Annotated in this window: 14 protein-coding genes; 6 read left to right on the top strand and 8 right to left on the bottom strand. The window is 69.9% G+C overall.

Annotated elements, in window-relative coordinates:
* Nucleotides 1–21: 21 nt before the first annotated feature.
* Together ACO03V_RS05710 and bla are read right to left on the bottom strand one after the other, a co-directional pair.
* Nucleotides 22–861, bottom strand: coding sequence for an endo alpha-1,4 polygalactosaminidase (locus tag ACO03V_RS05710; protein WP_423136921.1), 840 nt, complete (start codon nt 859–861; stop codon nt 22–24).
* A 70-nt stretch (nt 862–931) separates the two neighbouring features.
* Nucleotides 932–1,864: a class A beta-lactamase gene (gene bla, locus ACO03V_RS05715; RefSeq protein WP_423136922.1), complete on the bottom strand. Its 933-nt coding sequence runs from the start codon at nt 1,862–1,864 to the stop codon at nt 932–934.
* A gap of 161 nt (nt 1,865–2,025) precedes the next feature.
* Here bla and ACO03V_RS05720 point away from each other — a divergent pair, with 161 nt between their 5' ends.
* The 3 genes from ACO03V_RS05720 (at nt 2,026) to ACO03V_RS05730 (ending at nt 4,305) form a co-directional block, all read left to right on the top strand.
* Nucleotides 2,026–2,436 (top strand): DUF3500 domain-containing protein, encoded by a 411-nt coding sequence (locus tag ACO03V_RS05720; RefSeq protein WP_423136923.1) that lies wholly within the window; start codon nt 2,026–2,028, stop codon nt 2,434–2,436.
* A complete protein-coding gene (locus tag ACO03V_RS05725; protein ID WP_423136924.1) occupies nt 2,394–3,305 on the top strand; it encodes a DUF3500 domain-containing protein in 912 nt (303 codons plus the stop codon). Before ACO03V_RS05720 ends, ACO03V_RS05725 begins: the two co-directional genes overlap by 43 nt.
* A gap of 109 nt (nt 3,306–3,414) precedes the next feature.
* Nucleotides 3,415–4,305: an aminoglycoside phosphotransferase family protein gene (locus tag ACO03V_RS05730; RefSeq protein WP_423136925.1), complete on the top strand. Its 891-nt coding sequence runs from the start codon at nt 3,415–3,417 to the stop codon at nt 4,303–4,305.
* A 36-nt stretch (nt 4,306–4,341) separates the two neighbouring features.
* On the opposite strand, the gene ACO03V_RS05735 is transcribed toward ACO03V_RS05730, so the two are convergent.
* The gene (locus ACO03V_RS05735) at nt 4,342–5,079 is read right to left on the bottom strand and encodes an SDR family oxidoreductase (RefSeq protein WP_423136926.1); all 738 of its coding nucleotides are present in this window, start codon (nt 5,077–5,079) and stop codon (nt 4,342–4,344) included.
* A gap of 88 nt (nt 5,080–5,167) precedes the next feature.
* On the opposite strand from ACO03V_RS05735, the gene ACO03V_RS05740 reads away from it, so the two are divergent.
* Nucleotides 5,168–5,812, top strand: a complete 645-nt coding sequence (locus ACO03V_RS05740; RefSeq protein WP_423136927.1) for a TetR/AcrR family transcriptional regulator C-terminal ligand-binding domain-containing protein — start codon at nt 5,168–5,170, stop codon at nt 5,810–5,812.
* Nucleotides 5,813–5,877: 65 nt separating this feature from the next.
* Here ACO03V_RS05740 and nrdF read toward each other — a convergent pair whose 3' ends face one another.
* From nrdF to nrdH, 4 genes are all read right to left on the bottom strand, one after another.
* Nucleotides 5,878–6,852, bottom strand: a complete 975-nt coding sequence (gene nrdF / locus ACO03V_RS05745; RefSeq protein ID WP_367726288.1) for a class 1b ribonucleoside-diphosphate reductase subunit beta — start codon at nt 6,850–6,852, stop codon at nt 5,878–5,880.
* Nucleotides 6,853–6,884: 32 nt separating this feature from the next.
* Complete coding sequence (nrdE, locus tag ACO03V_RS05750; RefSeq protein ID WP_423136928.1) at nt 6,885–9,041, bottom strand: class 1b ribonucleoside-diphosphate reductase subunit alpha; 2,157 nt, start codon at nt 9,039–9,041, stop codon at nt 6,885–6,887.
* Nucleotides 9,023–9,451: a class Ib ribonucleoside-diphosphate reductase assembly flavoprotein NrdI gene (nrdI, locus tag ACO03V_RS05755; RefSeq protein WP_367727528.1), complete on the bottom strand. Its 429-nt coding sequence runs from the start codon at nt 9,449–9,451 to the stop codon at nt 9,023–9,025. The genes nrdE and nrdI overlap by 19 nt, the downstream gene beginning before the upstream one ends.
* 66 nt (nt 9,452–9,517) lie before the next feature.
* Nucleotides 9,518–9,751 (bottom strand): glutaredoxin-like protein NrdH, encoded by a 234-nt coding sequence (gene nrdH, locus ACO03V_RS05760; protein ID WP_367726286.1) that lies wholly within the window; start codon nt 9,749–9,751, stop codon nt 9,518–9,520.
* A gap of 499 nt (nt 9,752–10,250) precedes the next feature.
* Between nrdH and ACO03V_RS05765 the strand changes: the two genes are divergently transcribed.
* Complete coding sequence (locus ACO03V_RS05765) at nt 10,251–11,456, top strand: MFS transporter (RefSeq protein ID WP_367726285.1); 1,206 nt, start codon at nt 10,251–10,253, stop codon at nt 11,454–11,456.
* A 45-nt stretch (nt 11,457–11,501) separates the two neighbouring features.
* On the opposite strand, the gene ACO03V_RS05770 is transcribed toward ACO03V_RS05765, so the two are convergent.
* Complete coding sequence (locus tag ACO03V_RS05770) at nt 11,502–11,906, bottom strand: pilus assembly protein CpaE (RefSeq protein ID WP_367726284.1); 405 nt, start codon at nt 11,904–11,906, stop codon at nt 11,502–11,504.
* A 175-nt stretch (nt 11,907–12,081) separates the two neighbouring features.
* Here ACO03V_RS05770 and ACO03V_RS05775 point away from each other — a divergent pair, with 175 nt between their 5' ends.
* A complete protein-coding gene (locus tag ACO03V_RS05775) occupies nt 12,082–12,834 on the top strand; it encodes an alpha/beta fold hydrolase (RefSeq protein ID WP_423136929.1) in 753 nt (250 codons plus the stop codon).
* Nucleotides 12,835–13,010: the final 176 nt, after the last annotated feature.

Here is a 13,010-nt window from a genome sequence, read left to right on the forward strand (position 1 = left end):
CCCCTCCTTCGCGCGTCCCGCCTATCGCCCGCAGGACGCGTAGCGGTACGCGGGGTCCTCGGGCGTGACGAGCTCCGGGTCGCGGAGGATCATCGACGACGGCCGGCCGGGCTCGGCGCAGGAGTCGTCGAACCCGCCGGCCCCGAGCTCGTCGGTGTACTCGATGTCGAGCACGGTGGCGTACACCTCGGTGTAGGCGGCGCATTCGTCGAACTCCCGACACGACTCCGCCACCGCGAAGTCGTACCCGGCCGCGCGGAGCTCGCTGGACAGGTCCGGGGTGTTCTTCTGCGCGATGGCGAGTCCCGCGTCGTGCGCGATGCGCGCGTACTCCTCGGCGAGGGCGAGGTTGTCGGATGCCGTCGTCGCCCCCTCTGAGCGGAGGAACGCGTCGAGGTTGTCGATCTCCACCCCGTCGAAGCCCGACTCGCGGCATCCCTCGATCCAGGGACCGACGATCGCCGCCAGCCGACGGCGGTTCTCCGCCCTGGAGGTGTCGAACAGGTACTCGTCCGGCCACCCCGGATCGACCAGCGGCTCGCCGTCGACATGGAGGAGCAGGTCGGGATGGTCGCGGGCGAACGCCGCGGACGCGTCGGGCTGCGTCTGGAAGCCGTTCACGTAGCAGACGTCGTAGCCCGCGCCGGCGGGCGGGGCGGTCCGATCACGGACGACGACGGTCGCCCCCTCCGGCGGGTCGTAGGGTCCCCCGAGCTGATAGTCGAAGCCGCTCCCGGGCGGCGGCGCGGCGACGGTGTCCGTGCCGGCGCTGTCCGCGCCGCCCGTGCCCGCGCAGCCGCCGAGCAGCGTCGCGGACAGGACCAGGACGGCCAGCCGGCCGCCCGCGAGGAATCGAGTCATCGTGTCCGCTCTCTTCGGGGGTCTCCTGGGTCGACCTTCCCATACGCGGGTCGACCCACCGACCCTGCCGTCAGAGCGCGTCGAAGACGACGCGGGCCGCGTCGGCGACGGCCGCGTCGTCGTAGGAGGCGTCCGGGTCGTTCGTCCTCGTCAGGACCGCGAGGAAGACCCGGCGCCCGTCGGGAGAGGTGACGACGGCGACATCGTTGCGGATGCCGCCCGCCCCGCCGGACTTGTCGGCGACCGTCCACCCCGAGGGCGCGGCGCTGCGGATGAGGGTGTCCCCCGTCGCGTTCCCGCTCATCCACTCGAGCCAGGTCGCCGCCTCCTCTGCGGCGAGCGCCTCTCCCGCCAGGATCTCCCGGAGGGCGGATGCCGCGGCGTCCGGCGTCGTCGTATTCTCCTCCGACCCCGGGCGCACGTCGTTCAGCTGCGGCTCGAACGCCGTCACCCGTGTCGTCTCGTCGCCGATCCCCCGCAGGAAGTCCTCGACACCCGCCGGCCCACCGACCGACGACATCACGAGGTTCATCGCGGTGTTGTCGCTGTCGCGGACCGCGGCCTCGGCCAGCTCGTCGCGGGTGAGACCGTCGCCGACGTGCATCGAGGTCACGGGCGAGTAGCCGGCGGCATCCACCTCCGCCTGCGTCCAGGTCACCGTCTCGGCGCGCTCCGCCGGCGTCTTCACGGCGAGGAGAGCGGCGGCGGCGAACGCCTTGAGGGTGGAGGCGTATCCGAACCGCTCATCGCCCCGGTACGACAGGATCTCGCCGTCGGCGTCCACGACAGCGACACCGACGGTGACGTCGTGAGCGGCCTCCACCTCGCCCAGCGCGCGGGCGACGTCCTCCCCGGGGACGGTCGACCCGCCGTCCGCCGACGGGGTCTGCGCCGAGGGCTCCGGCAACGGGGTGGCCGTCCCCTCCGCGCATCCCGCGAGGGCGGCGAGCGCGGCGACGAGGACGGCGGCGGCGGCGGTGCGGAGGACGCGGGGGGCGTGCATGAGAAGCATTCTCACACGCGCTCCTGTCGGCGCCTCCGCGCGACGCTCGTCGAGTCCCCCCACCCGGCACGCCTCGGTGGGCGAGGCGGGCGGCCACCCTCATAGGAACGTCCAAGGTTCGCTGAGGGCCCGGTTTGGGAGCCCTTCCCATCATGATGGGCATGCACACCACGAACCTGCTCTCCCGCCTTCGTCGCTCCTCGACCGCCCCCGACGCGCCGGTCGCCCGCCCGACCCGGACCAGACCCCTCGCGACCTTCGCCGCCGGCGTCGTGCTCATGTCGGTGGCCCTGACCGGCTGCGCCGTGGGCGCCTCCACCACCACGCCGACGACGGCCGCCACGACCTCGACGACGACCTCCGCGTCAGCGTCGACGAGCACCACCGCGTCCACGGGCACCTCGGCCACGACGACGACGCAGACCATCACCGACACCGCCGCCGCGGCGGAGGCGTTCCTCGCGACCCTCAGCGACGAGCAGCGCGAGGCCGTCCTGTACGACTACGACGACGAGACGAAGACCACCTCGTGGTCGAACTTCCCATCACCTTCGTCGAGCGCGCGGGTCTGAATCTCGCGGACCTGACGGACGAGCAGAAGACCGCCGCCCTCACCGTCCTCCAGGCGCTGCTGAGCGACGAGGCCTACCAGACCGTCAGCGACATCATGGCCGGTGATGCCTACCTGTCGGAGTACTCCAGCTCCACGGACGCGGACGTGCTGGGTCAGTACCACATCGCCTTCTTCGGCGACCCCTCCGACACGTCGGCCTGGGAGGTCCAGTTCGGCGGACACCACCTCGGCATCAACGCCACTCTGGACGGGTCGACGGATGCCATCACCTTCGCGCCCACCCACCTCGGGGTCCAGCCGGCCGACTTCACCGACGACTCCGGCACGGAGGTGCAGCCGTTCGAGGGCATCTACACCGACGCCTTCGCGTTCTTCGACAGCCTCACCGCCGAGCAGCAGGCGACCCTCACCTCGGGCGACGTGTCGATGTGCGCGCCGGGCGACACGTGCGACTTCGAGACCGGCGCGGGCCTGACCGGCGCGGACCTCACCGACGAGCAGAAGCAGCTGCTGCTGGAGCTCATCGCCAACTGGGCGGGAATGGCCGACGAGCGGACCACCGCCGACGCCCTGGCGAAGATCGAGGCCCCGCTGGACGAGACCGTGATCGCGTGGTCCGGCGAGACGGTGTACGACATGACCACGGGCGACGGCATCAACTTCTCCATCTCGGGGCCGAACGTGTACATCGCCTTCCAGGCCCAGCAGGGCTCGGCCGGGGCCGACGTGTCCGGCGTCACCACCTCCGGCTGGGGGCACGTCCACACCATCTACCGGGACCCGTCCAACGACTACGCCGACAGCGTCGAGCAGCAGGCGGCCACCGGCCTGGCCGGCGGTCCCGGGGGCGGGGCCCCGGGCGCCTGAGAGCGCCGGACGCCCGACGGCCCCTGAGCTCGGTCTCAGGGGCCGTCCTGGTCCCCGCTCAGAACGCGGTGATGACGTTGCGAAGGTGGGCGCGGGCTAGCCTGGCGCGATGAGCGCGACCTTCCCCCCACGGGATGCCATCGACCCGACGCTCGTCACGGCGCTCGTGCGCGCCGAGTTCCCGCGGTGGGGCGGGGACCCCGTGGTGGCCGTGCCCGAGTCCGGGAACGACCACCGCACGTTCCGTCTCGGCCGGGACCACCTCGTGCGTCTTCCCGCCGATGCGGATTACGTCCCCCAGGTCGAGAAGGAGCAGCGGTGGCTGCCGCGGCTCGCTCCCCTGCTCCCCCTGCGGATCCCCGTCGTCGCGGGCCGCGGTCGCGCGACCGCCCTCTTCCCGGCACCGTGGTCGGTCTACGAGTGGATCGACGGGCATCGGCCGGATGCCGCCCGGATGACCGACGACGTGGCCCTGGCCGACGGGCTGGCGTCGTTCCTCGCCGCTCTGCGCCGGGTGGACGCCGACGGCGGTCCGGCTCCCGGGCTGCACAGCGCGTTCCGCGGGGGCGACGTCGCGCAGTGGGAGGATCAGGTGTTGCCGCGACTGGCTCTCCTCGACAGATCGGACCGCGACCGTGCTCGCGGGATCTGGCGGGAGGCGGTCGACGCGACGTTCACGGGACCGCCGGTCTGGGTCCACGGCGACGTCGCCATCGGCAACCTGCTCGTCGACGACGACCACCGTCTCACCGCCGTCATCGACTTCGGCTGCTCCGCCGTCGGCGACCCGGCGTGCGACACGGTGATCCTGTGGACGAGGTTCCGTGGACACGCCCGGACGACGTTCCGCCGCACCCTCGGGTTCGACGACGCGACTTGGGCGCGCGGCGCGGGGTGGACGTTGTGGAAGGGACTCATCATGCTGACCAACGTGACCCCCGGCGAGGCGGATTTCGCCCGCCACGTGCTCGCCGAGGTCCTGGGACGCGATCCGCGCTGACGCTCCCCGCGCGGGCGCGGTCCGCCGGGGCCGGCGTCAGGCGGCGCCCCCGTTGACGTAGAGCACCTGGCCGTTGACCCATCGCGCAGGACCGGCGAGGAACGACACCGTCTCGGCGATGTCGTCGGGGGTGCCGAGTCGTCCCATCGGAGTGGATGCCGCGATCCCCTCGATCTGCTCCGGGCTCTTGCCCTCGAAGAACAGCGGGGTCGCCGTGGGGCCGGGCGAGACGGCGTTGACCGTCACGTCGCGCCCGCGGAGCTCGCGGGCGAGGATGAGCGTCAAGGCCTCCACGGCGCCCTTGGACGCGGCGTACGCGCCGTATCCGGGGATCTGCAGCCGCGTCACCGAGGTCGAGAAGTTGATGATCGCTCCACCGGCGCGCATTCGCCGCGCGGCGAGCTGGTCGGCGACGAACGTCCCGCGCACGTTGGTCCGCTGCACGCGGTCGAAGGTGTCGAGGTCCAGGTCGACGAGCGGCGACAGCATCATGATGCCGGCCGTGTGCACGAGCACGTCCACCCCGCCGAACCGCTCCTCGGCCATGTCGAAGACCACCGCCATCTGCGCCTCGTCGGCGATGTCCGCTCCGACGGCGACGGCGCGACCACCGGCATCCATGACCCGGGCGACCGTCTCGTCGGCCCGGTCCTTGTTGCCGGCGTAGTGGACGACGACCGCCATGCCGTCCGCGGCGAGCCGTTCGGCGCTCGCGCGCCCGATGCCGCCGGAGCCGCCGGTGACGATGGCGACACGATCCGCGCTGCTGCTCATGATGATCTCCTCCGGTAGAATATGAATGACCTGTTCACTTACGACGGTAGCATCGCAAATGAACGCACCGTCCACAAGAGGAGGCGCGATGAGCGCGACACCGGCACTCCGGCGCGGACGCGGACGCCGTCCGGCGGAGGAGGTCCGTGCGGAGGTGCTCGCTGCTGCCGCCCGACTGCTCATCGCGGAGGGCATGCGGGCGGTCACGTTCGAGCGGATCGCCCACGCGGCCGGAGCGAGCAAGACGACGCTCTACAAGTGGTGGCCGTCTCCGGCCGCCCTGGCCGCCGAGGCCTACTACCGCGAAAGCGAGACGCTGCTGAGCTTCCCCGACACCGGAGACCTCCACGCGGACCTGGTCGCGCAGATGACGGCCTTCCTCGGACTGCTCACGCACGGCGGCGCCGCCGGGCCGGTGTCGGAGCTGATCGGCGCGGCGCAGACGGACCGGGATCTCGGGGAGACCTGGTCGCGCGTCTACGGACTCCCCCGCCGGGAGCTGGCCCGCGAGCGCCTCCGCTCCGCGCAGGCGCAGGGAGAGCTTCCGGCGGACGCCGACATCGACATCATGATCGACCAGCTGTGGGGCGCCTGCTACCACCGGCTGCTCGTGCTCAAGGTGCCCCTCGACGACCTCGACGTGGAGCGGCTCGTGACCGCGGCGATGCGGGGCGCCGGCGCCGCTCGCGGAGGTGGGCGGAACGCGGACGAGCCCCCGGCGCCCGCCCCCTGACAGGGGCGGTGCGACGGGGGCTCGTGGTCGCTGCGCGGATCAGATCCGCACGGTGATCGAGGGGTTCAGAAGTCCCAGTCCTCGTCCTCCGTGGCCTCGGCCTTGCCGATGACGTACGACGAGCCCGACCCGCTGAAGAAGTCGTGGTTCTCGTCGGCGTTCGGCGACAGGGCCGACAGGATCGCCGGGTTCACGTCGGTGACCGACGACGGGAACATCGCCTCGTAGCCGAGGTTCATCAGCGCCTTGTTGGCGTTGTAGTGGAGGAACTTCTTGACGTCCTCGCTCAGGCCGACCGAGTCGTACAGGCTCTGGGTGTAGTGCACCTCGTTGTCGTAGAGCTCGTACAGCAGCGAGAAGGTGTAGTCCTTCAGGTCCTGGCGGCGGGCCTCGTCGACCTGCTCCAGACCGCGCTGGAACTTGTAGCCGATGTAGTACCCGTGCACGGCCTCGTCGCGGATGATGAGGCGGATGAGGTCGGCCGTGTTGGTGAGCTTGGCGCGGCTCGACCAGTGCATCGGCAGGTAGAAGCCCGAGTAGAACAGGAACGACTCGAGCAGCGTCGAGGCGACCTTGCGCTTGAGGGGGTCGTCGCCGCGGTAGTAGTCCATGACGATGCGAGCCTTCTTCTGAAGGAACTCGTTCTCGGTGGACCAGCGGAACGCCTCGTCGATCTCCTTCGTCGAGCACAGCGTCGAGAAGATCGACGAGTAGCTCTTCGCGTGCACCGACTCCATGAACGCGATGTTCGTGTAGACGGCCTCCTCGTGCGGGGTGAGCGCATCCGGGATCAGCGAGACGGCGCCGACGGTGCCCTGGATCGTGTCGAGCAGGGTGAGACCCGTGAACACGCGCATGGTCAGCGTCTGCTCGTCGGGGGTGAGCGTGTTCCACGACTGGATGTCGTTGGACAGCGGCACCTTCTCGGGGAGCCAGAAGTTGTTGACGAGACGGTTCCAGACCTCGAGGTCCTTGTCGTCCTGGATGCGGTTCCAGTTGATCGCCTGCACGTGGTTCAGGAGCTGCAGCTTCTCAGCCATGGTGTCCTCTATCGAAAGTCGGGATCAGCGGGTCAGAGCATGCACGAGACGCACTCGGTCATGTCGGTGCCCTCGAGCGCCAGCTGACGCAGACGGATGTAGTAGATGGTCTTGATGCCCTTGCGCCAGGCGTAGATCTGCGCCTTGTTGATGTCGCGGGTCGTGACGGTGTCCTTGAAGAACAGCGTCAGCGACAGGCCCTGGTCCACGTGCTGGGTGGCGGCGGCGTACGTGTCGATGACCTTCTCGTAGCCGATCTCGTACGCGTCCTGGTAGTACTCGAGGTTCTCGTTCGTCATGAACGGCGCCGGGTAGTAGACGCGACCGAGCTTGCCTTCCTTGCGGATCTCGATCTTCGACGCGATCGGGTGGATCGAGCTCGTCGAGTTGTTGATGTACGAGATCGAGCCGGTCGGCGGCACCGCCTGCAGGTTCTGGTTGTAGATGCCGTGCTGCTGGATGGATGCCTTGAGCTCGCGCCAATCGTCCTGGGTGGGGACCTGGATGCCGGCGAACAGCTCCTTCACCTTGGCGGTCTGCGGCTCCCACGCCTGCTCGAGGTACTTGTCGAAGAACGCCCCCGACGCGTAGGTGGAGTCCGCGAAGCCGTCGAAGGACGTGCCGCGCTCGATGGCGATGCGGTTGGAGGCCCGCAGCGCGTGGAACAGCACCGTGTAGAAGTAGATGTTCGTGAAGTCGATGCCCTCTTCGGACCCGTAGTGCACGTGCTCGCGGGCGAGGTAGCCGTGGAGGTTCATCTGACCCAGGCCGATCGCGTGCGAGCGGTCGTTGCCGTCCTCGATCGAGCGGACCGAGGCGATGTGGCTCTGGTCGCTGACCGCGGTGAGGGCGCGGATGGCGGTCTCGACGGTCTGGCCGAGGTCGCGGCCGTCCATCGCCAGCGCGATGTTCATCGACCCGAGGTTGCAGGAGATGTCCTTGCCGATGCCCGAGTACGAGAGGTCCTCGTTGTAGGTCGTCGGGGTGTTGACCTGGAGGATCTCCGAGCACAGGTTCGACATGTTGATCCGGCCCTTGATCGGGTTGGCCTTGTTCACCGTGTCCTCGAACATGATGTACGGGTAGCCCGACTCGAACTGGATCTCGGCGAGCGTCTGGAAGAACTCGCGCGCGTTGATCTTGGTCTTCTTGATGCGCGGGTCGTCGACCATCTCGCGGTACTTCTCGGTGACCGAGATGTCGCCGAACGGCACGCCGTAGACGCGCTCGACGTCGTAGGGCGAGAAGAGGTACATGTCCTCGCCGTTCTTGGCGAGCTCGAACGTGATGTCGGGCACGACCACACCGAGCGAGAGCGTCTTGATGCGGATCTTCTCGTCCGCGTTCTCGCGCTTGGTGTCGAGGAAGCGGAGGATGTCGGGGTGGTGCGCGTTGAGGTACACCGCGCCCGCGCCCTGACGCGCGCCGAGCTGGTTGGCGTAGCTGAAGCTGTCTTCGAGGAGCTTCATCACGGGGATGATGCCGCTGGACTGATTCTCGATCTGCTTGATCGGCGCACCGGCCTCGCGGATGTTCGACAGCAGCAGGGCGACGCCGCCGCCGCGCTTGGACAGCTGCAGAGCCGAGTTGATGCCGCGGGCGATCGACTCCATGTTGTCCTCGATGCGCAGAAGGAAGCACGACACGAGCTCGCCGCGCTGCGCCTTGCCGGCGTTGAGGAACGTGGGGGTGGCGGGCTGGAAGCGCCCCGAGATGATCTCGTCGACCAGCTGCACCGCGAGGCGCTGGTCGCCGTCGGCCAGGGCGAGCGCGGTCATGACGACGCGGTCCTCGAAGCGCTCGAGGTAGCGCTTGCCGTCGAAGGTCTTGAGCGTGTAGCTCGTGTAGTACTTGAACGCGCCGAGGAAGGTCTCGAAGCGGAACTTCTTGCCGTAGGCGCGGTCGTTCAGCTCCTGGATGAACTCCATCGAATACTCCGCGAGCACCGTCGGCTCGTAGTACTCCTTCTCCACGAGGTAGTCGAGACGCTCCTTCAGCGAGTGGAAGAAGACGGTGTTCTGGTTGACGTGCTGCAGGAAGTACTCCCGGGCAGCGCGCTTGTCCGCGTCGAACTGGATACGGCCGTCCGCGTCGTACAGGTTCAGCATCGCGTTGAGGGCGTGGTAGTCCATGCCCTCGAATCGCGCCTCGGTCTTGAAGTCCACGTCGCTCAGCTCAACTTCCACCATCGTTCCAATCCCTCGGTGACGCGCTCGACGTCGTCTGGCGTGCCGAAAACTTCCAGCCGGTACAAGTGCGGCACGGAGCACTTGCGGCTGATGATGTCGCCGGCGAGACAGAAGGAATCGCCGAAGTTCGTGTTGCCCGCGGAGATGACCCCGCGGATGTTGCGTCGGTTCCGCTCCTCGTTGAGGAAGCGGATGACCTGCTTGGGCACCGCGCCCTTCTCGACGCCGCGCCCCTCTCCCCCTCCGTACGTCGGAGTGACGAGGACGAAGGGCTCGTCGACGACCAGGGCGGGCTCGGAGGGCAGGAGCGGGATGCGCACCGCCCGCTTCCCCAGCTTCTCGATGAAACGCGCCGTGTTGCCGGACACGCTCGAGAAGAAGACGAGGAGCGGAGACGTGGTGTCGGACATCGCGACGCCGCCGGGGGCGTTCTGGAGATCGATGCTCACGGGGACGCCCTCCGAGCCGTCCGGGAGTCAGGCCAGACGCGAGGCCAGCTCGTCGATCTTGTCGGGACGGAAGCCCGACCAGTGGTCCTCGTCGGTGATGACGACGGGGGCCTGCAGGTAGCCGAGGGACTTGACCTGCTCGAGCGCAGCGGGGTCCTCGGAGAGGTCGAGGACCTCGTACTCGATGCCCTTCGAGTCCAGTGCGCGGTACGTCGCCGTGCACTGCACGCACGAGGGCTTGGTGTAGACCGTGATCGCCATTTCGGTTCTCTCTCCCCTGGGAATCCTGTCGTCCGGTGGGCTCGGCCCGCCGGGACCTCAATACTACATATGGGTGCGGACATCCGATGGCACCACAAGGGGTAGTAGTTACACGAGTGTGGTTTTCGCACGACCATCCCCATGTACAACACAGGTTGTCCACGATTTCATCCACAGCTCGACCTCCCTTCCCGGCCGTCGGAAGGCCCGCGTTTCCGCGGTTCCCGACCCCTGGTGACGCCTCCGTCCACAGGTCGCACGGTACGAGGGGGCTCCGACATCGCACAGGGTGTGGAAACGGCGCGCCGGCGTGTCGTCGGCGTGTCGCATCGGCCGTCGGCGCGTCGCCGAGATCACACGTTCGGCGCGACATCACGCGCTCCGGTCGACCGGAGCGTGTGATCTCGGCGGGATCGCGTGATCTCGACGCCCGGACCCGCGCCCGCGCGCGCCCCCGGCACGGCCCACGCGTGTCGGCGGCGGGCTGTACCGTTGCCAGGTGGCCGGCTACCGCGAACTCCTCCGCACCCCCGGGGTGGGGCGCATCATCGCCGCGCAGTTGACGGCGCGGTTCCCCAACGGCATGACGAGCCTCGCGGTGCTGCTGCACATCGAGCACGTCACCGGCTCTTACGGCGCGGCGGGCCTTGTCCTCGCGGCGACGAGCATCGGGCAGGCCATCGCGGGTCCCGTCACCAGCCGCTGGATGGGCGTGTGGGGCATGCGGCGCGTGCTCACCACGACGCTGCTCGTGTGCGCCGCCGCGATCGCGACGCTCGCCCTCATCGAGATGGCCCTCCCCCTCTACATGGCGCTCGGTCTGCTGGCCGGGCTGTCGACGCCGCCGATCCAGTCCGCGGTCCGCACCATCTACCCCAAGATGGTCAACTCGAAGCAGCTCACCCCCCTCTACTCCCTGGACGCCTCCCTGCAGGAGATCATCTGGGTCCTCGCCCCGGTGCTCATCACCCTGGTGGCCACGCAGGTGGGCACCGTCCCCGGACTGCTGCTGGTCGTGGCGATCCTCCTCGGCGGCGGCGCGTGGTTCATCCTCAGCCCCGAGGTCGGCCGGGTCCGCATCCCCCGCAGCCGTCGCGCGCTGGGCACGGTGCTGGCCAAGCCGCCGGTCGTCCTGGCCACCGCGACCGGCTTCCTCCTCATCGGCGCGTGCGCGGCGGTCGAGGCCGGCGTCGTCGCGACGTTCGACCACGGCGGCCTGGAGGCGGGACTCATCCTCGCGGTGTTCGCGGTCGGCAGCCTCGCCGGCGGTCTGTCGTTCGGCCACATCCCGATCGGTCCGTGGGCGATGGCCCGCCGGTTCGCGATCGTCGCCCTCGGTCTGTCCCTGACGATCGTGTCGCTGAACGCCTGGTGGCTCGGCGCGACCCTCCTCGTCGCGGGCGCCGGCATCGCCCCCGCGCTCGCGGTGATGTTCGCGATGACCTCGGCGAGCGTCCGCTTCAGCGAGACGGCCGAGGCCTACGGCTGGATCGGCACCGGCCAGCTGATCGGCGCGGCCGCCGGCTCGGCGATCGCGGGCCTGCTCATCGACGGCATCGGCCCGCAGGGGGCCTACATCGCCGCCGCGGCGTTCGCCGCGGCCGGACTGGTCGTGTCGGCCGTCTTCGTCCGCGGGTTCCCCGACCTCCGCCACCGCGACGCCAGCCCCATCCCGGACACGGAGCCGGTGCACACCATCACCTGACGCGGCAGCGACCGCGAGGCGGGACCGCCGCCGGGCGGCATCCGGTCACTGGATGCGTCGGAGCAGCTCGAGCACGGCCAGGGCGTAGGCGTCCGCCGGCTCCGGGTGCTCGAACACGAGGGTCGCTCCCCCGACGGCGATCTCGACCTCGTGCGTGTCGGCGAGGCGGCGCAGCGCGCGGAAAGACGTGCGGAGCAGCTCGCGGAGTTGCGCCTCGGACGGCAGCCACAGCGCGTCCTCGGTCGCGACGGAGTCCAGCGCCCACTCGGTCGTCCCGTTGAACGCGAGGATGCGGCCCGTCGGGTAGTCGCGCGGCTCGACGGTCATCTCGCTGACGGTGAAGACGTCGGCGTCGAACTCGGGCTCGTCGAGCTGGAACCGGTCGCCGGAGCGTGGATGCCACACCAGTCCGGCCGCGCGCAGGGCCAGGGCCATCTCGGTCGAGATCATGCAGCCATTCTCGCTGCGGTTCGTCCGCGGCGGGCCGCCGCGGAGCGCTCCCCTCGTTCGAGGAACGCGGTCTGCATCGAGAAACGCCGTCACCCGGCGTTCCTCGGTGCAGCGCGCGTTTCTCGGCGAGACGGCGCGGACCAGCGGCGCCCGGCGGCGGATCTAGCATGAGGGGATGCCCGCTCCCGTGACCCTGCCCCGCCTCAGCTGGGGCGACGCCGATGGCCCGCAGATCCTCCTCGCTCACGGCCTCGGCTCGGACGGCGCCCTCATGTGGCGCTTCGGCACCGCGCTGGCCGACGCCGGCTGGCACGCGGTGGCTGTCGACCTGCGCGGGCACGGCGACGCCCCGCGGGCGCTCGACTACACGCTCGCCGCCTACGGCGCCGACCTCGCCGCCGCGCGGCCCGACCGGGGGGTGGGCTGGGACGCCGTCCTCGGCCATTCGCTGGGCGGCGCGGCCGCGACCCTGGCCGCCGCCGCGGACCCCACGTGGACGCGACGCCTCGTCCTCGTCGATCCCGCCATCCACATCGGTGCGCAAGACCGCGACATCGTGCGCGTCGGACTGGAGCAGGCCTTCGACGACCCGCGGCAGGAGGCGGTCCGCGCGGCCCACCCGCATTGGCATCCCCTCGACGTCGAGCTCAAGGCCCGCGCAACGCTGCGCGCGAGCCGGTGGGCGGTCGAGCGGACCACCGACCAGAACTCCGAGTGGGACGCGCGCGCGGCGGCATCCACACTGACCGTGCCGACGCACGTGATCGGCGCCGACCCGGCGGTGCATTCGATCTTCACCGGCGCCCTCGCCCAGGAGGTGCTGCGCAACCCGCTCGTCTCGATGTCGGTCGTCGAGGGCGCGGGACACTCGCCGCACCGCGACAAGCCGGACGAGACCGTCGCCGCGCTGCTCGACGCCCTGCGCTGACCCCGCCCGTCGCGGCATCCCTCCCCGCCCGCAACGCGCGTCGCGGAATCGGACCGAGGCCGCAGAATCGGATGCCACACGGCAGACGCTCCGATTCCGGCGCACTCGTCCGAATCCACGGCATCCCTCCCCGCCCGACCCGGCCGGCATCGCCGTCCCGACACATCCGGACCCGC

Origin of the sequence: Microbacterium sp. HMH0099 (genome assembly GCF_049384025.1) — a bacterium.
Lineage (GTDB): Bacteria > Actinomycetota > Actinomycetes > Actinomycetales > Microbacteriaceae > Microbacterium.

Coding starts and splice junctions, on each gene's coding strand:
- ACO03V_RS05710 (WP_423136921.1), bottom strand. CDS start 861: ATGACTCGATTCCTCGCGGGCGGCCGGCTGGCCGTCCTGGTCCTGTCC.
- bla (WP_423136922.1), bottom strand. CDS start 1,864: ATGCACGCCCCCCGCGTCCTCCGCACCGCCGCCGCCGCCGTCCTCGTC.
- ACO03V_RS05720 (WP_423136923.1), top strand. CDS start 2,026: ATGCACACCACGAACCTGCTCTCCCGCCTTCGTCGCTCCTCGACCGCC.
- ACO03V_RS05730 (WP_423136925.1), top strand. CDS start 3,415: ATGAGCGCGACCTTCCCCCCACGGGATGCCATCGACCCGACGCTCGTC.
- ACO03V_RS05735 (WP_423136926.1), bottom strand. CDS start 5,079: ATGAGCAGCAGCGCGGATCGTGTCGCCATCGTCACCGGCGGCTCCGGC.
- ACO03V_RS05740 (WP_423136927.1), top strand. CDS start 5,168: ATGAGCGCGACACCGGCACTCCGGCGCGGACGCGGACGCCGTCCGGCG.
- nrdF (WP_367726288.1), bottom strand. CDS start 6,852: ATGGCTGAGAAGCTGCAGCTCCTGAACCACGTGCAGGCGATCAACTGG.
- nrdE (WP_423136928.1), bottom strand. CDS start 9,041: ATGGTGGAAGTTGAGCTGAGCGACGTGGACTTCAAGACCGAGGCGCGA.
- nrdI (WP_367727528.1), bottom strand. CDS start 9,451: ATGTCCGACACCACGTCTCCGCTCCTCGTCTTCTTCTCGAGCGTGTCC.
- nrdH (WP_367726286.1), bottom strand. CDS start 9,751: ATGGCGATCACGGTCTACACCAAGCCCTCGTGCGTGCAGTGCACGGCG.
- ACO03V_RS05770 (WP_367726284.1), bottom strand. CDS start 11,906: ATGATCTCGACCGAGATGGCCCTGGCCCTGCGCGCGGCCGGACTGGTG.
- ACO03V_RS05775 (WP_423136929.1), top strand. CDS start 12,082: ATGCCCGCTCCCGTGACCCTGCCCCGCCTCAGCTGGGGCGACGCCGAT.